Origin of the sequence: Limosilactobacillus avistercoris (assembly GCF_014836425.1) — a bacterium.
GTDB lineage: Bacteria > Bacillota > Bacilli > Lactobacillales > Lactobacillaceae > Limosilactobacillus > Limosilactobacillus agrestimuris.
The window spans coordinates 1-24,433 of record NZ_JACSQW010000008.1 but is presented as its reverse complement, the minus strand read 5'-3'; the positions used below and the strand labels follow the sequence as shown (position 1 = coordinate 24,433).

The 24,433-nt window shown below is 39.1% G+C and carries 20 protein-coding genes, 1 other RNA gene, 1 pseudogene and 2 other annotated features; of the genes and pseudogenes, 10 read left to right on the top strand and 12 right to left on the bottom strand.

Annotated elements, in window-relative coordinates; genetic code table 11:
- Positions 1-3: 3 nt before the first annotated feature.
- The 6 genes from cydB to ezrA all read right to left on the bottom strand — a co-directional run bounded on the left by cydB (position 4) and on the right by ezrA (position 9,957).
- Entirely contained in the window at positions 4-1,020 is a 1,017-nt protein-coding gene (cydB, locus tag H9564_RS04175) for a cytochrome d ubiquinol oxidase subunit II (RefSeq protein WP_191684264.1), read from the bottom strand.
- The gene (locus tag H9564_RS04170; protein WP_191684263.1) at positions 1,021-2,436 is read right to left on the bottom strand and encodes a cytochrome ubiquinol oxidase subunit I; all 1,416 of its coding nucleotides are present in this window, start codon (positions 2,434-2,436) and stop codon (positions 1,021-1,023) included.
- Between the two features lie 268 nt (positions 2,437-2,704).
- Positions 2,705-5,362, bottom strand: coding sequence for a valine--tRNA ligase (locus H9564_RS04165; protein WP_191684262.1), 2,658 nt, complete (start codon positions 5,360-5,362; stop codon positions 2,705-2,707).
- A 66-nt stretch (positions 5,363-5,428) separates the two neighbouring features.
- Positions 5,429-5,652 (bottom strand) — a binding site (T-box leader).
- 49 nt (positions 5,653-5,701) lie between these two features.
- Positions 5,702-6,922: a tRNA uracil 4-sulfurtransferase ThiI gene (gene thiI, locus H9564_RS04160; protein ID WP_191684261.1), complete on the bottom strand. Its 1,221-nt coding sequence runs from the start codon at positions 6,920-6,922 to the stop codon at positions 5,702-5,704.
- Between the two features lie 14 nt (positions 6,923-6,936).
- Positions 6,937-8,085, bottom strand: a complete 1,149-nt coding sequence (locus H9564_RS04155) for a cysteine desulfurase family protein (RefSeq protein WP_191684260.1) — start codon at positions 8,083-8,085, stop codon at positions 6,937-6,939.
- 174 nt (positions 8,086-8,259) lie between these two features.
- On the bottom strand, positions 8,260-9,957 hold the full coding sequence (ezrA, locus tag H9564_RS04150; RefSeq protein ID WP_225209546.1) for a septation ring formation regulator EzrA: 1,698 nt from the start codon (positions 9,955-9,957) through the stop codon (positions 8,260-8,262).
- Positions 9,958-10,093: 136 nt separating this feature from the next.
- On the opposite strand from ezrA, the gene H9564_RS04145 reads away from it, so the two are divergent.
- Both H9564_RS04145 and rpsD read left to right on the top strand, forming a co-directional pair.
- On the top strand, positions 10,094-10,552 hold the full coding sequence (locus H9564_RS04145) for a GAF domain-containing protein (RefSeq protein ID WP_191684258.1): 459 nt from the start codon (positions 10,094-10,096) through the stop codon (positions 10,550-10,552).
- 195 nt (positions 10,553-10,747) lie between these two features.
- Positions 10,748-11,353 (top strand): 30S ribosomal protein S4, encoded by a 606-nt coding sequence (gene rpsD, locus H9564_RS04140; protein WP_191684257.1) that lies wholly within the window; start codon positions 10,748-10,750, stop codon positions 11,351-11,353.
- Between the two features lie 675 nt (positions 11,354-12,028).
- On the opposite strand, the gene yaaA is transcribed toward rpsD, so the two are convergent.
- Complete coding sequence (gene yaaA, locus H9564_RS04135) at positions 12,029-12,781, bottom strand: peroxide stress protein YaaA (RefSeq protein WP_191684256.1); 753 nt, start codon at positions 12,779-12,781, stop codon at positions 12,029-12,031.
- Between the two features lie 234 nt (positions 12,782-13,015).
- Between yaaA and H9564_RS04130 the strand changes: the two genes are divergently transcribed.
- The 7 genes and pseudogenes from H9564_RS04130 to H9564_RS04100 form a co-directional block, all read left to right on the top strand.
- On the top strand, positions 13,016-13,756 hold the full coding sequence (locus tag H9564_RS04130) for a fructose permease (protein ID WP_225209545.1): 741 nt from the start codon (positions 13,016-13,018) through the stop codon (positions 13,754-13,756).
- Between the two features lie 101 nt (positions 13,757-13,857).
- Positions 13,858-14,331 (top strand): YueI family protein, encoded by a 474-nt coding sequence (locus H9564_RS04125; protein WP_191684255.1) that lies wholly within the window; start codon positions 13,858-13,860, stop codon positions 14,329-14,331.
- A 23-nt stretch (positions 14,332-14,354) separates the two neighbouring features.
- Entirely contained in the window at positions 14,355-15,632 is a 1,278-nt protein-coding gene (locus tag H9564_RS04120; RefSeq protein WP_191684319.1) for a replication-associated recombination protein A, read from the top strand.
- A gap of 41 nt (positions 15,633-15,673) precedes the next feature.
- Positions 15,674-15,861: non-coding RNA, 6S RNA (ssrS, locus tag H9564_RS04115), on the top strand.
- An 87-nt stretch (positions 15,862-15,948) separates the two neighbouring features.
- Positions 15,949-16,248: a hypothetical protein gene (locus tag H9564_RS04110; RefSeq protein WP_191684254.1), complete on the top strand. Its 300-nt coding sequence runs from the start codon at positions 15,949-15,951 to the stop codon at positions 16,246-16,248.
- Positions 16,249-16,319: 71 nt separating this feature from the next.
- Entirely contained in the window at positions 16,320-16,805 is a 486-nt protein-coding gene (locus tag H9564_RS04105; RefSeq protein WP_191684253.1) for a universal stress protein, read from the top strand.
- A gap of 89 nt (positions 16,806-16,894) precedes the next feature.
- Positions 16,895-17,491: pseudogene (locus tag H9564_RS04100) on the top strand (GntR family transcriptional regulator); the annotation flags it as partial.
- A 127-nt stretch (positions 17,492-17,618) separates the two neighbouring features.
- Here H9564_RS04100 and H9564_RS04095 read toward each other — a convergent pair.
- Together H9564_RS04095 and H9564_RS04090 are read right to left on the bottom strand one after the other, a co-directional pair.
- Positions 17,619-18,464 (bottom strand): helix-turn-helix domain-containing protein, encoded by an 846-nt coding sequence (locus H9564_RS04095; RefSeq protein WP_191684252.1) that lies wholly within the window; start codon positions 18,462-18,464, stop codon positions 17,619-17,621.
- A 264-nt stretch (positions 18,465-18,728) separates the two neighbouring features.
- Complete coding sequence (locus H9564_RS04090; protein WP_191684251.1) at positions 18,729-19,859, bottom strand: D-alanine--D-alanine ligase family protein; 1,131 nt, start codon at positions 19,857-19,859, stop codon at positions 18,729-18,731.
- 172 nt (positions 19,860-20,031) lie between these two features.
- Between H9564_RS04090 and H9564_RS04085 the strand changes: the two genes are divergently transcribed.
- Positions 20,032-21,237: an MFS transporter gene (locus H9564_RS04085; protein ID WP_191684250.1), complete on the top strand. Its 1,206-nt coding sequence runs from the start codon at positions 20,032-20,034 to the stop codon at positions 21,235-21,237.
- Positions 21,238-21,283: 46 nt separating this feature from the next.
- Here the strand turns inward: H9564_RS04085 and H9564_RS04080 are convergent, their stop codons facing one another.
- The 3 genes from H9564_RS04080 to H9564_RS04070 are packed head-to-tail and all read right to left on the bottom strand — an operon-like array spanning position 21,284 to position 23,856.
- Positions 21,284-22,105, bottom strand: coding sequence for a MetQ/NlpA family ABC transporter substrate-binding protein (locus H9564_RS04080; protein ID WP_191684249.1), 822 nt, complete (start codon positions 22,103-22,105; stop codon positions 21,284-21,286).
- Positions 22,106-22,127: 22 nt separating this feature from the next.
- The gene (locus tag H9564_RS04075) at positions 22,128-22,757 is read right to left on the bottom strand and encodes a methionine ABC transporter permease (protein ID WP_191684318.1); all 630 of its coding nucleotides are present in this window, start codon (positions 22,755-22,757) and stop codon (positions 22,128-22,130) included.
- A gap of 46 nt (positions 22,758-22,803) precedes the next feature.
- Positions 22,804-23,856 carry a methionine ABC transporter ATP-binding protein gene (locus H9564_RS04070; protein ID WP_191684248.1) on the bottom strand — a complete coding sequence of 351 codons (1,053 nt, stop codon included), beginning with the start codon at positions 23,854-23,856 and terminating at the stop codon, positions 22,804-22,806.
- Between the two features lie 56 nt (positions 23,857-23,912).
- Positions 23,913-24,157, bottom strand: a binding site (T-box leader).
- Positions 24,158-24,433 lie beyond the last annotated feature (276 nt).

Genomic DNA, 24,433 nt, shown 5'->3' with positions numbered 1-24,433 from the left:
TACTTACTTAGCCTCCGTAATTACTGGCATTGCAATCCGCTTCCGGAAAATCCAGTATGCCCAAATTGTGTAAGCAAGGACAAATGGCAATAAGCAGCATGTAGCAATTGTCATTACTGTCAATGTGTACTGGGTGGATGACGCGTTTTGAATCAACAAGTCATAACGTGGACTAATTGAACTAATCAGTACCCGTGGGAATAACCCAATAAATAGAAGAACTACTAGAGCAACTAATGTTAATCCACTAGCTATAAAGGCCGTTAATTCTTTACCCTTAATTGCAGCTACTTGAGCAATAATTGTCAAAACAACCATTACAACCAACATTACAATTGTGGCAACTGGATGAACCTTCATAAAGTCTGTCATAAAGATCAGCATTAATGCAAAGACAACCAGGCCAACATAGAGTACCCAGTAGAGGAATTGAGCAACGTTATTTGCTCGTTGCCGAATATCCCCAGCCGTCTTCAAAGCAATATAATTAAGACCATGAAGGTACGTTAAGAGAGAAAGGGCAACCCCACCAACAACTGAGAACCAGTTAATGTAGTCAAAGAAAGTGGCATGGAAGTTACCGTTAGCATCGATTGGCATTCCCTGAATCATACTAATAAACATGATTCCAAGGAAGAACGGTGCCATGAAGCTTCCAATTCCCAGTGCCCAGTCCCAAATTCGTTTCTGGGGCATTGGGGATCTCTTCCGAAATTCGAAGGAAGCCCCACGAATAATTAAACCAACTAAAACTAACATCAGGATAATATAGTAACCACTAAACAGGCTGGCATACCAGAATGGGAATGAGGCAAACATTGCCCCACCAGCAGTGATTAACCAAACTTCATTACCATCCCAAACCGGGCCAATTGTCCGAACCGTTTGGTCACGTTCTGCTTCGTCACTAGTTAATGTAACAGTTGCCATTCCAACACCGTAATCAAATCCATCAAGGAAGAAGAAGCCGGCAAAGAGAACACCAATCAAAACAAACCATAATAATTGGAGAAAACTCATTTAGAACGCCTCCTTATCAAATGGATCGAGAACCTTCTTGAATTTCGGTTCAATTACTTGAGTTGGATCCTTCTTTAATTCACGAACGATTAAACCAATTAAGGTGATCGCTAATGCTGTAAACAATACAAAGTAGACAATGTTAGAGGTTAACAGCGAAGCTACCGAAACATTTGGCGAAACACTTTGCTGGATAGTGAAGAGTCCGTAAACAGTCCACGGAACACGACCGAATTCTGTAACAAACCAACCAGCAGTGTTCCCAATGAATGGTGAGAAGGTTGTCAGTGCTAGTACCCATAGTGTCCACTTATGCTTGTAAAGGTAACCGGACTTCTTGCGACTCATAATTAAGCCAACGAATGAAACCAAAATAATCCAGGCAGAAATTGCACACATGATCCGGAAACTGTAGAACAGCGTATTTACCGGTGGATAATAATCGATATCCTTACCGTATTTCTTCTTGTACTGTGCATTTAGTTCATTCATCCCGGTAACGGCTCCGGTAGTCTTGTGATAAGACAAAATACTTAACATATCTGGAATATCGATATTGTCCTGAACTTTATGTTCCTTCGTATTCGCTATTCCCACAATCGTCCATGGGGCATGATTACCAGTAGTTGTGTAAACATCTTCAGTTGCAGCAAACTTCATTGGCTGTTCCTTAACAAGGTATTGCATTTGCATATCACCAAGAACAAGACCACAGATAGCAAAAATCAATGACATCCATAGGCTTAGACGCATTGTCTTCTTGTAAATTGTCCGTGCTTCATTTGAAATTGACCGTTTCTTTAATAATTGGAAAGCAGTTAATCCGGCAAAGATAACGCCGCCCATCATGATCGCGTTCAAAATAACGTGACCATATTCAAACCATAACTGGGGGTTCTTTAGCAACGCACCAAAATTAACCATCACTGCACGGCCACCACGGATTGCATAACCAACCGGGTGTTGCATAAATGAGTTCGCGGTTAAAATCCATAGGGCAGAAGTAAGTGAACCAAAACTAGTCATCCAAATAAAGAAAGCATGAAGTTCCGGCTTTACCTTATCCCAGGTAAATACCCAGAGACCAATAAAAGTAGATTCAATAAAGAATGATAGCAAAGCTTCCAAAGCTAATGGGGCACCAAAAATGTCTCCCATAAACCGTGAATAATCAGACCAGTTCATCCCAAATTGGAATTCTTGAATAATACCTGTAACAACACCGACGGCAAAACTCAAGAGAAAAATATTTCCCCAAAATTTCGTCATCTTTTTATATGACTCATTCTTAGTATGGACATACATTGATTCCATAATTGCAACGATAAACGCTGTCCCAATAGTAAAAGGAACAAAGAAAAAGTGGTATACCGTTGTCATTGCGAATTGAAATCGTGCAAGACTAAGAATACTCATAATAAAGGCCTCCCTCCGAAAAAAGTAATATACGTGAAACCGTTACCGCGTTTCATTTATCTTCAATAATAATACTGTTGATAAATAATTACAATTTTTATTAATAATTATTTCAATCTTTTTTTCGAATCTAAGTGCTTGTTATAGTTGAATTTTCCGTCTTATCAAATGATATACAATTCATAAAAAGTATAAATAAAAAACGTGTATAAATGAATTTTTCATCATACACGTTTTTCTTTTTCGTTTATTAAAGAAGATCTAAATATTAAGCATCCTGAAGTGAAGCCAAACGATCCTTAGCAGCATCAAGCTTTTGTTGCCAATCCTTAGCCTTAGTCCGTTCCTCTTCAACAACCTTTTCTGGAGCATTCTTAACAAAGTTTTCGTTTCCCAACTTCTTTGCAGAACGTTGAACTTCCTTTTCAAGGTTGGCAATTTCTTTCTTCATCCGTGCTCGCTCTTCATCTAAATCAACTAATTCTGCCATTGGAATATCAACTTCAGCCCCAGTTAAAATTCCAGACAAGGCAAGCTTAGGTGTTTCAACATCAGTACCAATAATCAGCTTTTCTGGATGACAGAAGCGATCAATGTAATCCTTGTTTTCCTTGAAGATTTCTGCCAAATGTTCGTTTTCAACCTTGATAATCAAATCCACTGGTTTTGACATTGGTGCATTTGCTTGGTTCCGAATATTCCGAACAGCAGTAATTAATTCGATCAAGTGGTTCATCTGTTCGGTGGCAGCATTGTCATCAAATTCATCATGGGCAACTGGATACTTGGCAACCATAATTGACTTCCCATCATGAGGCATTGATTGCCAAAGCTTTTCGGTAACAAATGGCATAATTGGGTGCATCAACTTCAAGATCTGGTCAAGAACATAACCCAAGATATTCTTGGTGTTAGCTTTTTCCTCTTCAGAACCATTGTTTAGCTTTTCCTTAGTCATTTCAATGTACCAGTCACAGAAATCATTCCAAATGAAGTTGTACAAAGCACGACCAGCTTCACCAAATTCAAACTTTTCAAATTGGGCGTTAACTTGTTTAACAGTAGCGTTTAAGCGACTTAGGATCCACCGATCTGCAAGATCCCACTTGCTCTTATCAGGAAGAACTGGTGCCGGCATATCACCAAGGTTCATAATAACGTAACGACTAGCATTCCAGATCTTGTTGATGAAGTTCCAGGCAGCATCCATCTTCGTGTAACTGAAGCGAATATCTTGTCCTGGAGTAGAACCGGTAATCAAGAACCAGCGTAATGCGTCAACACCGTACTTCTTGATTACATCCATTGGATCAATCCCGTTACCAAGAGACTTACTCATCTTCCGTCCTTGTTCGTCACGAATCAATCCGTGAAGGAGGACATTCTTAAATGGTGCTTTCCCAGTAAATTCAAGTGACTGGAAGATCATCCGGGAAACCCAGAAGAAGATAATGTCATAACCAGTTACTAAAGTATTAGTTGGGAAGTAACGCTTAAAGTCGGCAGAGTCAGTGTCTGGCCAACCCATTGTTGAGAATGGCCAAAGAGCACTAGAGAACCAAGTATCAAGGACATCCTTGTCTTGCTCCCAATTTTCGGCATCCTTAGGTGCTTCCATGCCAACATAAACTTCACCAGTCTTCTTGTTATACCAGGCTGGAATCCGGTGTCCCCACCATAATTGACGGGAAATAACCCAATCATGAATATTTTCCATCCATTGAGTAAAGGTGTGTTCAAACCGGCCAGGAATAAAGTTAACCCGATCATCAGTTTCCTGATTCTTCAATGCGGCTTCTGCCAATGGCTTCATCTTGACAAACCATTGAGTTGAAAGCCGTGCTTCAACTTGAACACCAGTCCGTTCAGAGTGACCAACTGAGTGAACAATTGGGTCAACTTTAAGCATGTAACCCCGATCTTCGAGATCCTTTACCATTGCCTTTCGTGCTTCAAACCGGTCCATCCCTTCGTACTTTCCGGCATTTTCATTCATCGAGGCGTCTTCGTTCATTGTATTTAATTCAGGAAGATTATGACGCTTACCAACCTTAAAGTCGTTTGGATCATGGGCTGGTGTAATCTTTACCATCCCAGTACCAAAGTCAGGAGTAACGTAATCATCCGCAATGATTTCGATTTCCCGATCGACTAACGGAACTCGAACATGCTTACCAACCAGGTCCTTGTAACGTTCATCATGTGGATTAACAGCAACTGCTTCATCCCCAAACATGGTTTCTGGACGAGTTGTTGCAATTTCAATGTAGTCCTTACCATTAAACTTTGTTCCATCAGTAAATGGGTACTTAACATGGTAGAAGGCACCCTTGTCGTCCTTGTGGATAACTTCGATGTCTGATAATGCTGTCCGTGCTTGTGGATCCCAGTTAATAATGTAAGTTCCCCGGTAAATTAAGCCCTTATTGTAAAGGTCAACAAAGACTTTCCGAACCGCTTCGTTTAACCCCTTATCAAGGGTAAACCGTTCGCGATCATAATCAACAGAAATCCCCATTCTGGCCCATTGCTTATGAATGATATCAGCATATTCATCTTTCCAGTCCCAAACTTGTTGGACAAACTTTTCCCGACCTAAGTCATAACGAGAAATTCCTTGTTTCCGCAACCGAGCTTCAACCTTTGCTTGGGTAGCAATACCGGCATGATCCATCCCCGGAAGCCAGAGTACATCATAACCCTGCATCCGCTTTTGCCGGATAATCATATCTTGTAATGTTGTATCCCAAGCATGTCCGAGGTGAAGCTTTCCTGTAACATTCGGCGGTGGAATAACAATTGAATATGGGTGTGCCTTTTTATCTCCGCTAGGCTTAAACAAGCCTTGATCAATCCACCATTGATAACGACCAGCTTCAACAGCTGTGGGGTCATACTTAGTGGACATTTCCTTATCAGTACTCATTGAGAGTCCTCCTCTAAGTAATTAATTATCAAGTATTTTACGCTGAAAAAAAGAACCCGTCCTAAAAGATAGGACGAGTTCCGCGGTACCACCTATTTTAGGTTACACTACCATCGAGTGTAACCTCACTCATTCATTTTATAACGGTAAAATGAACCGCTCTAACTTACTACTAATTCAGCTAGAGTGCTACCAAACTACTTTCGCTAACTGTCTTCTAGGAATTTCCCATCAATTATTCCCTCTCTGTTAAAAAAACAACTAGCTACTCTTTTGATCAACGCATTTACTATTTGTTTGTAATGATAGCCAATTTAAAAACCATCGTCAAGCAGAAGTTTAAAGAAGTTCTGCAAAAACATCCTCATTTTGGTTTAAGAAGTCTTCACCAGAATGAATTTCCGTAATTTCAATTCCATCAAGGGCTCGTTTAAGGAGACCATCAATGTCTAACCGTTCTTCATATTTCCGCGTCTTTTCAAGATTTGGCTTAGTCTTTGGCGAAGGTGGTGTAAAGACAGTACAGCAATCTTCATACGGCAAAATCGAAAGATCATACGTATCAATTTTTTTTGCCACATCAATAATCTCTGTCTTATCGTAAGAAAGAACCGGTCGTAATACCGGAAGATTAGTAACATCATTAATTACTAACATACTTTCCATTGTTTGGGAGGCTACCTGCCCTAAAGACTCACCGTTAAAGATCGCAAGGCCATGACGCTTCATTGTAATTGCTGCCGCTAACCGTAACATCATCCGTCGTTGGACTGTCATCAAGTAACCTTCGGGAATCTTTTCCTTAACGGTTTCTTGAATTTCAGCAAACGGAACTTGGATAAAACGGATACTACCACTATAACGAGCGAGTTTACTCGTTAGTTGCTTTGCCTTAGCTAGGGCCTGAGGACTAGTGTATGGAGGACTAAAGAAGTGGACCATTTCCATGGAAACACCACGCTTCATCCCTAAGTACGCTGCAACTGGTGAATCAATTCCACCGGAGAGCATCATCATTCCCTTACCAGCAGTTCCAACTGGGAGGCCACCAGCACCATCAATCGTTTCACTTGAAAGGAAAATCCCGTTTAGACGAATTTCTACCCGAAGAGTTAAATCAGGATTATGAACATCCACCTTCAACAAGTCCGGGAACTTCTTTAAGAGGTAACCACCAAGCTGATCATTCATTTCAAACGTATCAATTGGAAACTTATGGTCTGAACGTCGGGTATTAATCTTAAACGTGATTGGCTTCTTAACTTGTTCACGAATCATCTGTTCAGCAGCCTTAGCGGTCGCCTCAAACGTCTTTTCGACCCTAATGGATGGTGAAAAGTTTTGAATTCCAAAAACATCTTGTAACCGGTCCATTACTTGGTTGTAGTCAGCCTCGTTTAATTCAACGTGAAGCCGGTCACGTTGAGCATGCACTTTAACTTGATCAAAGTGGTGAAGGGCTTTTCGCACATTCGCACCAAGACGGTCAATAAAGTTTTTCTTGTTATGGCCCTTGGTCGATAATTCACCATAACGAACCATAATTTCAGTGTAATCCACTAATTTTCCCCTCCTTATTCAATAATTTTCTTAAAGCCTACATAAAGTTTATCAAAGGTTTCGTTAAACTTATCTGCTTCTTCAAGCGTATTTTGATCACCTAAGCTGATCCGCACTGCACTAGTTGCTTCCTTTTCAGGAACTTTCATTGCAGCAAGAGTTCCTGCTTCTGCATGCTTCTTTGATGAACAAGCACTAGTAGTAGAAATATAAATACCCTGATCCTCAAATGCATGAACAATTGTCTCACCACGAACACCCACAATTGCAAAGCAAAGTACATGGGAAGCAAATCCTTGATCGCGTCCAGAAAAGATCTTCACGTGATCGAATTGCTTAATGTGATCATAAATTCGTTCCTTAATCGCTTGTTCTCGCTTAACAGCAGCATCTTCGCCTTCTTTGACCAAACGAATTGCCCGTGCCATTGCTACATCGCCGGGAGTATTTTCCGTTCCACTTCTAAGGCCACGTTCTTGTCCCCCACCAGCAACTAATGGTGCAATTTTCCGGCCAGCCTTAACATAAACAAATCCAGTTCCCCGTGGTGCATGGAATTTATGTCCAGAAAAGGTTGCAAAGTCAACACGATCACTGAAGATAATATCATCGAGGCCCTTACCAATTGCTTGAACTGCATCAACATGGAAGTGAATATTAGGATAATCCTTCAAGATTTCACCAACTTCTTTAATTGGTTGAATTGTCCCGATTTCATTATTGACTGCCATAATTGAAACCAAAATTGTGTCAGGACGAATTACCGCCTTTAAGTCAGCCGGATTAATCCGTCCTTCCTTGTCAACCGGAAGATAGGTCACATCAAAGCCAAGCTCTTTTAACTGTTCAGCCGGGTTCCGCACAGCTGCATGCTCAACGGAAGTAGTAATGATATGCTTACCGAATCGTTGTTTAGCCATCGCAGTTCCCTTGACTACCCAGTTGTCTCCTTCAGAGCCACCACTGGTAAAAATAATTTCACCAGGTTTAACGTGGAATAAGTTAGCAATTTGTTGCCGTGCTTGTTCCAATAAATTCCAAGCTTCTTCTCCAAAATTATGAAGACTGCTTGGATTACCCCAAATTCTTTGGCTAACCGTGTTATAGGTTTGGAGAACTTCAGGTGCTACCTGAGTTGTCGCACTATTATCAAAATAGATCATGCTTATTTTCCTTTCATCAAACAAAGCTTGATTATAAATTTTATCAATGCGCTAAAATTGGATAGATATTTGGTTGCGACGCCATTAAACCGATTTTTAATTATAACAGATAATAATTAAAAACGCAGATCTTTTGTCCCCAATAGACAAAAGATCTGCGTTTTATGCTACTAATTACTGTTTTTCATGATAGTAGCTATCTTCAATTCGCTTATAGCTACCTGGTTCGACTTCTTCTAATGCCGTAGCAATCGTCTCTAAACTAGCGGTGTAATTAAATTTATTAAATTCTTCTTGTGACTTTGCCGCCGCAGTGACAATCTTTTGGTTATCACTAAAACGGTTTGCATATTGTTGAAGCCGCTCAGTTAATTCGACACTATCATAAATATCACTGGTCTTTTCACCAAGGGTTTCCAGATCAGATTCAACGATAATTAATTGCTTAGTTACCTCATCCATATTAACCTTGTATTTTTGTAACTCATCAGCTAAGCGCTTGATTTCATCACTTACACCAAAGAAGTAGTTTAGGTAATCTTTTGGCAAGCCAGGCAGGTTTAGTCGTTCAACTTGTCGCCGAGTAGTTCTTAATCTGGTTGAATATTTTTGCAACATTTGCTCGGCCCGCTGTTGATCTCCTTGCAACTTAGCAACTTCATCATTAATTTTTGCCTGCTGCTTTTCAATTTCAGTTAATGACTGATCATTCTTACTTTGCCGAGCAAGTACCTGACTATAAATTGCAGTATGGTTCTTGATAGCTTCTCGATCATCTTCATATTCTTTCTTAATATTAATAATTTGTTCATTCAATGATCGGGTCGTTTCAATTTCATGATTATTTAATGTGTAGTTAATACTAAGACGATCCAATTCAGCGGTTAATTCATTATTTTGTCTTGCCGCATGCGTGATGAATTCACCTAAAACACCCATCAAATGTTTAACTTGTGGCTGTGCATCAATTTCACTTTGCATCGTCGCATATAAGTCATCAATTTGATCAGCAATATCCTTATTTGAATTCTCAACTCCGTCCAGCTCAAGTCGATTAATTTGTTCCAGATTTTCTTGACATAATTGACGAAGCTGATTAATCTTTCCCGGAATATTATCCGTAGTAAAACGGTAATTTTGGCTTGCCAATTGTTTATAACCACTTGCTAACTCATCCAATTGAGTCGGGAATTCAGCGATTAGTGGCTTATAAAGTTTTGGAACTTGGTCAATCAGTTCAGCTAAATGTTGGTTTTCTTTCTTTAAATCAGTTAAAACCTGTTGAGCGGCATCATAATCACCAGATCGGCTAAGCTTAGTGAACCGATCATACTGTTGTTCGAGATCATCAAGCTGATTATTCAATACCTTAATGCTGTCACCATACTCAAAACTCTTTTCATCAAGGACATGGTGAAAATGACGATAACGCTGTTTAATCTGATCAATTGCTTGCTTATGAGCCCGATGAAGTTCTTCTAGATGGTGAAGTGCCGATTTAACTTGCAAGCACTGGTCACTTAAACTCTGGATTACCGTACTTAAATCACTTAATTTACCAGAAAGGGTAAAGAGCTTACTTGTATGAATCAATGACTTAGCCGTCTTCAACTGATCCGCAAGTTTCTTTTCTTGTGGAACAATTTTCTCTTTAAACTCTTTTTTTAGTTTCGTCAATTGTTCCTGCGAATCACCAGTAACACTAAGTTGATCAACCTTTTCAAACTGTTGTTCAATCTTCATATCACTTATTTTTTTAAGCTGCATGTCTACTTGCTCATATTGCCGAATAACCCGCTTTTGGTAGTAATATAAGCCAGCTAAGATAATTGCAAGAACAATTAAAATCCCAATTATTATTTGAAAAACCAATTTATCCACCTACATCTTTAAGCCATCATTGACAAAGTCTCCATAAAGGCTCTAAAATTCTATGAAAATTATACCATAATGAGTCACCATTACTGGGATCAATTTAATACTTATTTAGAAGAAAGAAGGATTGAACATGACAGAGCTTTCACTATTGAACGAACAAGTTTCAGCACTTTTAACTGATGAACACTCAGCGATTGCAAACCTAGCAAACGCCAGTGCACTAATTAACGAAAGTGTACCTGACTTAAACTGGGCAGGCTTTTATCTCTACAATTCCCAAAGTAACCAACTTGATCTTGGACCATTTCAAGGAAAAGTTGCATGCATGCACATTGAACTTGGTAAGGGAGTTTGTGGAGTTGCAGCATCAACTAAGGAAACGCAAATTGTCGATGACGTCTCTAAGTTTGCTTCATACATTGCTTGTGATAGTGCCGCTAAATCAGAGCTTGTCGTCCCGATGCTAAAAGAAGATGGTTCACTTTACGGTGTTCTTGACCTTGATGCACCAATTCTTAGTCGTTTTGATCAATCATTTGCTGATCAAATGAACGAATTTGCTAAGCGGCTTATGTCCACTATTGACTAAGTAGGGTAAGCTGTTGTATATTAGTCTTTGTGTAAAATAATGCAGCAGTGAGGGGCAAGCTCGTCAACAGACTGGTGCCCAAAAGGTGTTTTTAGTAACCCAGCTGCAAGGGTGAAAGATTCAAATCAGCCTGCACGAATGTCAATCTCACATCGGATTATTTTACTCCAACAAAAATATTGGAGGATTTTATTTATGTCACGTTATACAGGTCCTAGTTGGCGTCTTTCACGCCGTTTAGGTGTTTCACTTTCAGGTACTGGTAAGGAATTAGCTCGTCGGGCTTACGCTCCTGGTGATCACGGTCGTGACCGTCATGGTAAGCTTTCCGAATACGGTACTCAACTTCGTGAAAAGCAAAAGCTTCGTTTCATGTACGGAATGACTGAACGTCAATTCTCAAATCTTTTCGTACGTGCCGGTAAGATCAAGGAAGGTACTCACGGTGCTAACTTCATGGCCTTACTTGAACGTCGTCTTGACAACATGGTTTACCGTCTTGGTTTGGCTACTACTCGTCGTCAAGCTCGTCAATTGGTTAACCACGGTCACATCACAGTTGATGGTAAGCGCGTTGACATTCCTTCATACGAAGTTGACGTTGATCAAGTTATCGCTGTTCGTGATAAGTCAAAGAACCTTGATGTTATTAAGAACGCTGTTGAAGCAGTTGTTTCTCGTCCATCATACGTTGATTTCGACGCTGATAAGCTTGAAGGTAAGTTAAACCGTATCCCTGCTCGTGAAGACATGGATGCTGATATCGACGAATCACTTATCGTTGAATTCTACAACAAGTAATATTTAACTATTACTTGTTACAAAAAAGGGAACCGGAAATTCCGGTTCCTTTTTTGTTTAAATTAATTATCAATTGATAGTAGAAAAGCAATTTTTTGTGTCGTTTCATTTACCAAAAAATTAAAAATATTATATATTCATAGCAGTAAATGATAATTATTATTTATGTTTAACCAATTAATAGACTATTAGTCTAACTCTCTTATCTATGAGTCCCTTATATCCACCTTTAAATATACCTACCCTATTTGCTAATGACAGTAGTGATAACTACAAAAGGGACTACTTAGATTAAGACTTCAGATATGTGTATCTTTTACTAAACTATGTTGTAACAAGATACTAAATGTTTAGGACCATTTTCGCCAGATGAATAATTTGAATACTAGTCACTTAGAAGTGCTACTCTCCTATTTTCTCACTTCTAAAAATTCAATAAATCATCTGTTGGTTTAACTTATAAAATATGATGTTCAGGAATTAATTAATGTAAACTTAGTCGATCATAAGACTAATAAAATTTAAAAGTTAAGTTTTATCACTAGTGAAAATTTTAAGCTTAATATTTAAACCAACCATTTTCCTTCCCACAGAATATTGTATTACACAAACACTTTTAATTAATTAAAAGCTAAGACTCTAGAAACCACTAAGAAGTTTCTAGGGCCTTTTTATTTACGCCTTAACTAATTCAAAATAAAATGTATCTTCTGTAGAAAGATCAGTCCTAAACCTGTATCCACCAGTAGAAAATTTCTTCAGATCAGCTACTTTTTCAGCACCAATCTCCGTTAAAAACCGGACCATATTTCCACGAGCCATCTTTGCTAAAGTCGCTTTTTGTTTGATCTTGCCATCAACCATTTCACCAAAAACACAGGTAATCATCTTATCGTTCCTCTTTAAAAAAGGACGAATTGCTTTGCTATATTCATTTGAAGCTAAATTAACCACTAAATGATTATCTTTAAAAAGATCTTGGTATAATCGGTCACCCCAAAATTCATATAGGCTTTTAGTATGGTTAACGGTTGCCTTATCCCCCATTCCAAGACGATATAAAGTAATCCCATCAAACGGCCTTAAAATTCCATAAAATCCCGATAAAATCCGCAAATGTTCTTGAAGGTATTTTAACTGCTGATCAGTCATCACTCCTGCGCCAATATATTGGTACTGAAGCCCATGAAAAGCTAAAATTGCTGGAGTTAAATTTGTGATAAGATCCATCCCTTTAATTCGTTGATAATTTATTCGTGCCAGACGCTCACTACAATTCCACCATAATTGATGCAATTGATCATAATTACGTGTTCTTAACCAACTTAATATTTCTTTGCTTTGCTCCAAGTACTTGGGAAGGCCAGAATATGGCAAAGAATCTAGATCGCTTTTCATTGTTCTTGCTGGTGAGATAATAATTTTCATTGCCTTTCCCTCCTCCTAATCAAAATAACTGAAATTTTTTTAATTTGCAATTTTTGTGTTTAAAATCACTTATGTGTCAACCGGTTAATATATAATATCATAAAAATATTTATACAGTTTTAATATATCGCTATTACGCTATTGACAACCCTTACAGAAGGTTGTAAATTTACTTTTCGTAAAAAGCGTGAACGGTTTCACGATTGTAAGTTAACTCATTAAAGGAGGATAATAATGAACGACGATGTTCCAACACAAGGAAAAGTACAAGAACGAACAATTTCTTTAGCTGCAAGTTGGGCTTTCTTTGCTTTTTCAATTGTAATTAATTCAATGGGAAATGTTTTAACCCTAGTAACCAGTTCCCATATTCACCCCCAGTTTTTAGGTTCAGCATACTGGACCGCTGCTGAAAACAACTTGGGGATTGCTGTTTTAGGTAATAAACCAACAACCCTTTTCTGGGCATTTATGGTTCTTGGGATGCTGACATCCGTTTTAAATGCTATTTTGATGCACAAGTGGGATTGGCGGCGAATTGGTGGTAACTTTATTTTTATGCTGCCATTTTCACTATTTATCCAATGGTTCTCAAATATTTTCAACCGGATTATGCCCGATGCCACTACTCTTCCAATGATTATCCTCTACGTATTTATTAACTTCTTAGGGGTTGCCTTCATTGGAACAGCTATTTCTATTTACCAACGGGCTAACCTTGTCCTTCATCCAGCAGATGATCTTTTCCAAATTATTCGTTTCCGTTACTGCAAGGGGAATGCAACAATAGCAATGTGGTTATCATACATTCCACCTACAATCATGGCAATCATTGCAGCCTTCATGCAAGGCGGAATCTACAACTTTGGTCTTGGTACCTTATTTGCCCTTGCTTTTCAAGGAGCAATTACTGGTTGGGCTGACAAGAAGATCTTCCCTAAGTTAAAGCACCAAGCATTGGATATTGGTAATTAATATTTCGCTCCCTAGCAGGTTCACTGCTAAGGGGCTTTTTATATATCTCCAATTAATTATTATTGGTATAATAGTAAAAACATTAATGGGAGGTTAGTGCTATGGCAAAAGATAAATCCGCAATGGAACAACGAATCGATAACGCAATCTATGGAACCCCGAAAATCAAACCAGATGAGCAACGAAAATACCTCGGTACCTTTCGCGAACGGGTCTGTTTAACAATTAGCATTGCTGAACTTGAAGAACGTGATTGGTCCTTTGCAGTTGCTAAGGAACTAGAACGCGGAATCGGCAATCAAGTTTTCTTAAACGGTAACCTTCCCCATTCAGAACTCCGAAATTACATTAAGGTTGCTACTGAGGCCAATGCTAACTTTACCTTAAAAACTGAATCAGAATTTCGAACTACTCCCGATTCATTAGCAGTTGTCGTAGCAGCCAAAACTGCTGTTTACCAGTCACCAGTTGATGTTCAAAAACGGTACTCTGATATTACCAAGCAGTCTCCCCAAATTCACACGCCGAAGAAAAAGCATTTTTGGAAAAAATTATTTGATAGGAAGGAAGAATAACTTTGCAGCCTCTAGCATATCGAATGCGGCCACGAAACCTTAATGAAGTTGTCGGCCAACAACACCTTGTGGGCCCTGGTAAAATCATTTCCCGGATGGTAAAGGCCAAGATGCTCTCTTCTCTTATCCTTTATGGGCCGCCAGGGACCGGAAAAACTAGTATTGCGAGTGCAATTGCTGGTTCAACTAAGTATGCTTTTCGTAAACTTAACGCAGCCACAGATACCAAAAAGGATCTGCAGATTGTGGCCGAAGAAGCAAAAATGAGTGGTACCGTAATCCTTTTGCTTGATGAAATCCATCGTTTGGATAAAAGCAAACAGGATTTCTTACTTCCTCACTTAGAAAGTGGCCGAATCATTTTAATCGGCGCAACAACCGAAAATCCCTATATTAGTATTAATCCCGCCATCCGGAGTCGTACCCAAATTTTTCCGGTTCATCCTTTAAGTATTGATGAGATGAAAATCGCTGTTAAACGAGCCCTCACTGATTCAGAACGTGGTTTGGGTAAAATGCCCATTAAATTAGACTCAGATGCTGAAGAACACCTTTTAACTGCAACAAATGGTGATCTCCGAATCGCCTTAAACGGTCTAGAACTAGCGGCAAAATCTACTGACCCAAATGAAGACGGAATCATTCATCTTACCCTTTCAGTAATTGAAGAAAGTTTCCAGAAGAAAATAATTAACAGTGATCGGGATGGTGATGCTCACTACGACGTTATCTCTGCTTTTCAAAAGTCAATTCGAGGATCAGATACCGACGCAGCTTTACATTACCTTGCGCGGTTAATTGAAGCAGGCGACTTAATTAGTATTTGCCGACGCCTAATCGTGATTGCTTATGAGGATATTGGTTTGGCAAACATGCCCGCTGTTCAACGTGCTGTGACGGCTGTCCAGGCAGCCCAACAAATCGGTCTCCCTGAGGCACGAATTCCTTTAGCTGATGTTGTGATTGAGTTATGCCTCTCACCAAAATCAAATTCCGGGATCAGTGCAATCGATAGTGCGCTTGAGCAAGTAAAGGCAGGTGGGGTTGGCGAAGTCCCTAACCACCTGAAAGATGCCCATTATAAGGGAGCCAATAAACTGGGGCACGGAAACGATTATCTTTTTCCCCATGACTATCCGCAAAATTGGGTTGCCCAGCAATATCTTCCAGACCGTATCAAGAATGCCCAGTACTTCCATCCAAAGAAAAATGGTCGCTTTGAGCAAGCACTTGGCAATCAATACTGGCAACTTAAAAATGCCCAGAAAAAGGGGCTCTACCAACAACATCAAAATCACTGATCGATTGATCATTACACCAGATCATGCTAACATAATTAATGAAAATTCTGTGGTGTACGCGTTGTCTAAACGCAGGTTTGCCTTACAGTCTTATAAAATTGGGACTAGTGTTTTGCTAGTTGGCCAGTATGCCTTTTCACTTGGTAACTGAATAGCTAGCAACCGTGTCCCACCTGTCTTAAACACAGGTCAACACTGAATGACAATTAACGGCACTAACGGAGTTTTCGTACATAATAAGTTAAAAGGCCGGAAAACTTTGATGTTTTACCGGCCTTTTTCTTTCTAAAATATCACAAATTATGAGGTTTAAATCATGTTACTAGCTATTCTTATGACTATTTTTGGTTTAATTGCCGCTTATGAAGGTTGCTTTTTCCTAACCCATCTTCACAAGCCCTTTCTGATTTTTCATCCCGAACGGCAATCGGCACTTTCAAAAGCACTGCTGGTATGGGGAATCCTCCTTTTAATAATTGGTATTCTCGCAATCATTGCAGCGTGGACAGATTCGATTCTCTTTATTGTTACCATGGTGGTAATTGGTTGTGTCTGTGAAACATTAATGGCCTACTCACTAATGGGTTATTTTCAAGCAGAACAACGAAAAAACTAGACGCCTGAGGCTTTACTGTCATTTTTATTTCAGTGTATAATAGAAGTAAATAATTAAGGAGGCACCACAATATGGCTCAACAATACAAACATATTTTGGTTCCAGTAGATGGTTCTGAAGAAGCTGAATTAGCTTTCAAGAAGGCTGTTGCTGTTGCTAAGCGGAACGGTGAAGAAACAGAATTACGCTTACTACACGTCGTAGATACTCGAGCATTCCAAAACATTTCTAGTTTTGATAGCTCAATGGTTGAACAAGTTACTGAAACCGCAAAGAAGACTCTCGATAAGTACATCGATTACGCCAAGGAAAAAGGCGTTAAGAATGTCAACTACTCAATTGAATATGGTGCACCAAAGACAATTATTGCCCGTGATGTACCTAAGGAAATGAATGCTGACTTGATTATGATTGGTGCCACTGGTTTAAACGCCGTTGAACGAATCCTAATCGGTTCTGTTACCGAATTTGTTACCCGGACAGCCATCTGTGATGTTTTAGTTGTACGGACTGACTTAGATAACAAGCCAATTGAAATTGACAAAAAGAAGAAATAAGTTAACCACTTTAACGGTTTTTGGTCCTATAATCGAATTAGTTATAGGGCCTTTTATTTTAGATAGGGAAAAGATTGGAGCAGCGGCCATTGGAAGTGAAATACGAAACAGTTAAACAAACTCTCCGTAACGAAATTATTGACGGTAAATACCAAATTAACGCTAAACTACCAACCGAAAGCGAATTAATGAAACGCTTCAATGTTTCTCGCTATACGATTCGCCGTGCCGTTGGTGACCTTGAAAATGGACACTATATTTATCGGATTCAAGGTGGTAGAATGTTTGTCCAAGATTGGAAAAAAGACTGGACTGACATCGAAAAGAATAAAGTTATCGGTGTAATCAGTACCCACATGGCTGATTATATCTTCCCTTCAATTATTTCCTGAATTGATAGCGTCATTGCTGATAAGGGGTATTTCATTAATTGTCAATTGTCGGCAACACTCTTAACAATCACGAACGGAAACGATAAACAATTCTAAATATGCTGGATCTAAAAATTGCTGGATTAATCATTGAGCCAACAGAAAGTGCCATGCCTAACCAAACCTCGCTCTTAACCAGCAGGTGGAAAATTACCGAATTTCTACAAATTTAATCTACTCTACCTATCCTGGATTCAGCTTTCCCCACTCCTTACCCGTGATAAAGAGGCTGAAGAGGATCAGATCTGTTATCTCTAAAATAATAGCTGCCGAGTAATTAATTAATACTAAAAATGGTGCTATCAACAATTAGTTCACTAATTGTTGATAGCAAAAAAGAGAGATTGAGTTTCCTCAATCTCTCCCATCATTGAATTAATATTCAGTCTTTAAGCTTAGCTAACTCAGCCGCAATCTCATCCTTAACAAAAGATTCACGACGAGCCAAACTAATACTCCGGGCAATTTCCAGAGATTCCTTAGCTTGTTCTTTCTCACCCAATGCTAACTCATCTTTTCCCCGAATAAGGTAGAGTTCATCAAGAATAAACAAGGAATCATGTTGTCGACAAAGTTCAATCCCCCGGTTAACAATTTCCTTAGAATCTTTGTAGTTGCCTAAGTCACCGTAAAGTTGACCAAGTTGGTAATAAATTGATGCCCATTGGTGTAAACTCCCGATTAACTTTTTATTATCGATCAAACGAACGGCACGATCTGTTAATCGTTGAGCCCGTTCTGGATCATTACGCTTGTAATAAGCAAGTGCCATCCCTGCAGTGGTCATTGCGAGGTAAATATTGGCACTAGTTGTTGCAAATTGTGTTAATACTAACTCAAAGTTAAAAATGGCTTCGTCAATCTTATCGGAATTAACTTGAACCATTCCCAATAAGTAGTAGTAACGTTGCTTATCAAAGTCACTCTCTAGTTTCTTTACCGGAATCTTATCTAATGCTTCAGCAGCACTTTCAAATTTCCCACTAACTAGATCATTTACAATGATATTAAATTGGTCATTAATGCCGTTTCCGTTATTCTCCACGATTCGTTCTGTGGGAATATTTAGGCGTTCACAAATTGCAGTCAGAATATTCATTTTAGGCAACCGGTTTTGCTTTTCCATTAAACTAATTGTTGCCTGAGTACAGATACCTTCTGCCAATGCTGTCTGTGATAAACCTCTTTTGCGGCGAATTTTCTTTAAGACGTCTCCTCGGAGTTTCATTTTTCTTCCCTTCCTCAACTTATTTAATAATATGACTAAAATTATTGGAAAGATCAAATGATCTACAAACCATAGTTGAAAATATCCTTATGCATTATAGCACTAATCATTAATTTATGCTAAAAAAATCGTACTAAAAAGGACCGGTAAGACACATTTTTTACCAGCCCTTCCACTTTACATGATCAGTTTCTACTTAATAGACACTTTTAATAAATATGAACATAAACTAGATATTATGAATTAATTTGCATTCATTTAACTTTAATTATACTTCTTTGTCCCTACTTTTTCATCACCAAGCTTTTGGAAATCGTACTTAATTTTACTATTACGATCAAACTCTTCCAAGCCAAGTTGAATAAGGCGATCAATTAGATCTGAGTAACCAATTCCAGAAACTTCCCACATTTGTGGATACAAGCTAATATTAGTAAAGCCTGGTAAAGTATTTGGTTCACCTAGGTATGGGACATTATTAGAATCAACTAAGAAGTCAATCCGGGCCATCCCCTTCATCCCCAAGACCTTGTATGCCTTCAGGGCCATTGACGTGATTTCTTCAGTTAAGTATTCTGGTAGTTTTACGGGCAACTCAAAAACAACCCCACTAGCGTCCACAAACTTGTTTTCATAGTTGTAGAACGAATCCCCTTCAGGAACCCGGACTGCGCCAAGCTTTGAAGCAACTGGGTGTTCGTTACCAAGAATTGAGATTTCAACTTCTTGTGGGTGATCAATCCCTTGTTCTACAAGAATCTTGTAGTCGTACTTAAAAGCATCATCTAACGCTTTTTCGTATTCTTCAGCATTAGTTACTTTATGAATTCCAACAGAAGATCCTTGCTTAGCGGGCTTAACAAAGGCTAAATCACCAATCTGTTCTTCAACCTTATCCCATGGGTATTCTGCCCGGTTTTCAGGAGTAACTACTACGTAAGGAGTATTCCGAATACCAGCCTCTGTAAGAATCTTCTTAGTTAAATCCTTATCAAAGGCCATTGCACTCGCAGCGATGTTTGAACCAACGTAAGGCTTCTTTAAAAGCTTAAATAATCCTTGAACAGTACCATCTTCCCCTAAATTACCATGAATTACCGGGAAGAAGAGGTCAATTGACTTCATTTCGTTTAATGCCATGATTGGGGCTAATGGCTGACTCAAATCCATCTTTTGATATTCTTCTTTAACAACTTGGTCCTCATCATCACCATTAAAGATTCGTTGCGACGCGCTATTACCAAGGAGAACCCCATCCTTAGTAAACATAAACAAGCTAACATCATACTTTTCCTTATCAAGGGCGTCATAAATATTATGCGCCGAACGTTTTGAAACATCATGCTCAGATGAGTTACCACCAAACAACAATGCGATGTTTAACTTTTTAGTCATTGCGTGTACCACCTTATTTAGTTTAATTTAATTTCTTACCGTTTTCCTAGAACCTCTAGTATAACATGGATTAATTTCCCTTACTAGTTCCTAATCACAAATTTTGGCATTAACCTTACTAGGACTTTGCGCTATAATGAAAACAATTTTCTCAAATTAAAGGAGTTATCGTATGGTACAAACTAAAGCACCAATTTGGAAACGTAACTTACGAATTCTCGCAGTTGCTGTTTTCATTGCCGGGATCGCCTTTTCAGAGGTAATGCCCTTTCTTCCACTTTATATTAATACCTTAGGCCACTTTTCTCACCAGCAATTAAATATGTGGGCTGGGTTAGTTTTTTCGGGAATTTACTTTGTTTCCGCATTTACCTCGCCACTGTGGGGGAAACTTGCAGATAAAAAGGGACGTAAATTAATGATCCTCCGTGCTTCACTTGGAATGGCAGTTGTTTTGGCGGCAATGGGAATTGTCACCAATGTCTGGCAATTATTTATTCTCCGGATGGTTCAGGGATTTTTTGCTGGTTTTGTTTCAAACTCTAACGCCCTTATCGCTACGGAGACACCGAAGGAAAAATCAGGGCAAGCTCTGGGAACAATGGCCTCCTCATTTACTGCTGGTAACCTTTTAGGGCCATTTGTTGGTGGTGCACTTGCTTCAGCTTTTGGTTACCGCGTTACTTTCTTTATTACTGGTTTTCTCCTCCTTATTGCTTTCCTCCTTTGCCTTTTCTTCGTTCACGAGGATGACTTTAAACCTGTAACCAGTAAGAAGCTGGAAAGTTCTCGTGGTGTTATTGCAGCCCTCAAAGAACCTCGACTAATTTTTGGTCTTCTTTTAACTACCCTAATTATCCAAGCTGCAAATAATTCGATTAACCCAATCGTCTCCCTTTACGTTAGTCAATTAATGCATCATCAAGGAAATGTTGTCTTTATTTCTGGAGTGATTGCTGCTCTTCCTGGAATTGCAACCTTTATTACTGCTTCACGTTTTGGGGCAATCGGTGACCGGATTGGAACGCAAAAAATAATTGTTGCTGGCTTTGTTGGGGCAATCATCCTCTTCTTTCTTACCGCCTTTGTGCAAAATACCATTGAGTTAGGAATTCTACGATTTCTTGTTGGTTTCACCGATGCTTGTCTTTTCCCTCAGGTACAGACACTCCTCACTAAAAATTCTCCTGCAATGGTTACTGGACGAATTTTTTCTTGGAACCAGAGTGCAATGTATATTGGAAACATCTTTGGCCCATTACTTGGTTCCGCAATTGCGGGAGCCTCAAGTTACAGTATGGTCTTTATCATCACCGCTGCAATCGTTGTCCTTAACCTTCTTCTCTTCAAGCTCAATGTTATTAATTCACTTAATTAAAAAATCCAGCAACCGCTCAATAGCAATTGCTGGATTTTTAGTAATCTTATTTACCATTAGGGTATACAGGAACAACACCACCATTGTAGTGTTTATTGATCCATTGTTGTGTTGACTTAGACTGAAGTGCCTTCATTAACTTCTTAATTGCTGGGTTATTCTTATTCTTCTTTTGAACTGCAACCAAGTTAGCGTAAGGGGAGGTGTTCTTTTCAAGGGCAATTGCATCCTTCTTTGGATTTAAGCCTGCTTGAACAGCATAGTTGGCGTTAATCACAACAGCAGCTCCTTCGCCACGCTTGTAGAACTGAGTCATCAATTTTGGTTCGAGATCCGTCTTAAATTTTAGGTTCTTCTTATTAGTTTGAATATCATTAAAGTTAGCGGATTCAATCTTAGTACCAGGTTTCAAAGTGATTAATCCGGCATCCTTTAAGATTTGAAGAACCCGTCCATAGTCTGAAACATTATTGGAGACTAAGATCGTGGAACCATTTGGTAAGTCTGATAACTTCTTGTACTTTTTAGAGTAAAATCCAATTGGTTCAAGGTGAACATTACCAGCACTAACTAAGGTTCCGTGATTCTTTTTGTTCCAATTATTCAAGAATGGCTTGTGTTGGAAGTAGTTGGCATCCAAGTCACCACTAGCTAATTCCTTATTTGGCAATACATAATCTTGGAAAGTCTTAATCTTTAGGTTAATTCCTTCCTTCTTCAGTTGAGGTTGAACATGCTTCAAGATTTCCGCATGTGGGGTTGAGGAGGCACCTACTGTAAGGGTTTGCTCCTTTTGTTTTCCACAACCCGTAAGGATTAGTGCTCCTAATGCTAATGTTGCAATTGCTGCTAACCATTTTTTCTTCATAATTATTCCCTCCTAATTTCAATTAACGCTTATCAATTTTCTTTACAACCATGTCACCCAAGAACTGGAAGACGAAGACAATCACGACAATAATAATTGTAGCCATCATCGTAATGGCGTTGTTACTAGCTTGGAAACCATCTAAGTAAGCCAAATTTCCAAGGCCACCAGCACCAATTGCTCCGGCCATAGCAGTGTAACCAATCAATGAGATGGTTGTAACAGTAATCCCTGAAACCAATGCTGGTGAACTTTCTGGAATTAATACCTTAGTAACAATTTGCCAGCGTGTGGATCCCATTGCCTTAGCGGCTTCAATAACACCGTGATCCAAATCATCAAAGGCGATTTGAACAAGACGGGCATAGAATGGTGCCGCCGAAATAATCAATGACGGTAGGGCGGCTCGTGGTCCCATAATCGTACCAACAAGTGCCTGGGTCGCCGGAAGTAAGAGGACAATTAAGATAATAAACGGGATTGACCGAAAGATGTTTACCAAAGCGGCAACAATCCAGTTAATAATCTTGGCCCCAATTGAATTGCTATGCTGAGTTTCAAAAAGGATTAAACCAAGGATAATCCCCAGAATTGCAACCACAATCATTGAAACTACTGTCATCCAAATTGTTTCCCAGGTTGCTTGTCCCATTTTCGGCCAATCAACATTATTAAATTCAAAGAATGAAGCAAATCCACTATTGTTCACGACTAATCACCTCTGTCTCTACTCTCATCGTTTTCAGATACTCTAACGCACCCTTGATTTGTTCCTGCTTATCATTATCCACCGTTAATTGAATATACAAGGAGCCAATCGATCCTTCTTGTGTCTGGTGAATATTACCTTCAATGATGCTCATATTTGTTTCAGGGAATTGACGCAACATTTCAGAAACAATTGGTAACTTCGCTTGGTCACCATGGAATGTTAATTTTACAATTACACCGTCAGGATGTGATTCCAAGAGTTGCTCAACAACAGCTTGCGTATCATCAGCAGAACCGGTGGAAGTTTCTTGGTTAACAAACCGCTTAGTAATTGCCTGTTGGGGATGCTTAAAGACATCCAATACTGGCCCCTCTTCAACAATTGTTCCGGCGTCAAGAACCGCAACGTGATCACAGACTTTACGGATAACGTGCATTTCGTGAGTAATTACAACAATCGTTAATCCTAACCGGCGATTAATATCGACCAGTAAATCTAATACTTCATCAGTTGTCTTCGGGTCAAGCGCACTAGTTGCTTCATCAGAAAGAAGGATCTTGGGGTCATTCGCCAACGCACGGGCAATACCAACCCGTTGCTTTTGTCCACCAGATAGTTCTGAAGGATAAGCTTTTTCCTTTCCCTGGAGGCCAACTAACTTAACTAGTTCTTCAGCTTTTTGCCGTCGTTCTTCTTTGCTTCCTTCTTTTGAAAGCTCTAACGGGAACTCAACATTTTCCAAAACGGTCCGTGACCAGAGAAGATCAAAGTGTTGGAAAATCATTCCAATCTTCAGGCGGGCCTCCCGTAACGATTCACCCTTTAATTGACTAATTTCTTGACCATTAACGGTAACGGAACCAGTAGTCGGTGTTTCAAGGCCATTAATCATCCGGATTAGAGTACTTTTCCCGGCTCCAGAATAACCAATAATACCGTAAATCTTTCCGTCAGGAATTGTTAAGTTAACATCTTTGATTGCCTTTACGGGACCTTCCTTACCATCATATGTTTTTGAGACATCTTTAAACCGAATCAATTACTCTTCCTCCTTTTCAATAAAAAAACCTTCCGCTCGTTTAATAGTCAAACTATTAAACGGACGAAAGGTTTCGTGGTACCACCGCAGTTCATGATTACCTCACAGTAACCATCTCAAAAAGTGTCATCTAACACTTAGCTGCGATAATGGGCAGTAACCAACATTAGCTTATCATTTGACTCACTAACACACTTTACTCAAAGACCATCTTCAATACCACTAATCAATTCTCTTACACCAATCAAGAACTCTCTGAGTGATTAATTAGTATCTACTCATCTTTTCAAATAGTATTCTAATATTTCGATTGCTATTATAATACTAAGTTCACTTTTTATTGTCAATACCAAATTCTAATTAAATGGGTATACACTTTCTGGTATGGATAGAGATTCCATTCCAGATTTTTTTAATTGAGTATTTACAATCTAAGTGCAACAGATTTTAAAAAATAAACCCATAGCGGGTAGAATATGTTTAACGACCAAATCAAACTATTCGAGGTAACCCGTTATGAGCTATATACATCTTACTATAAAAGAACGTGAAATGCTTATGTGTTTAAAGGCTAAAG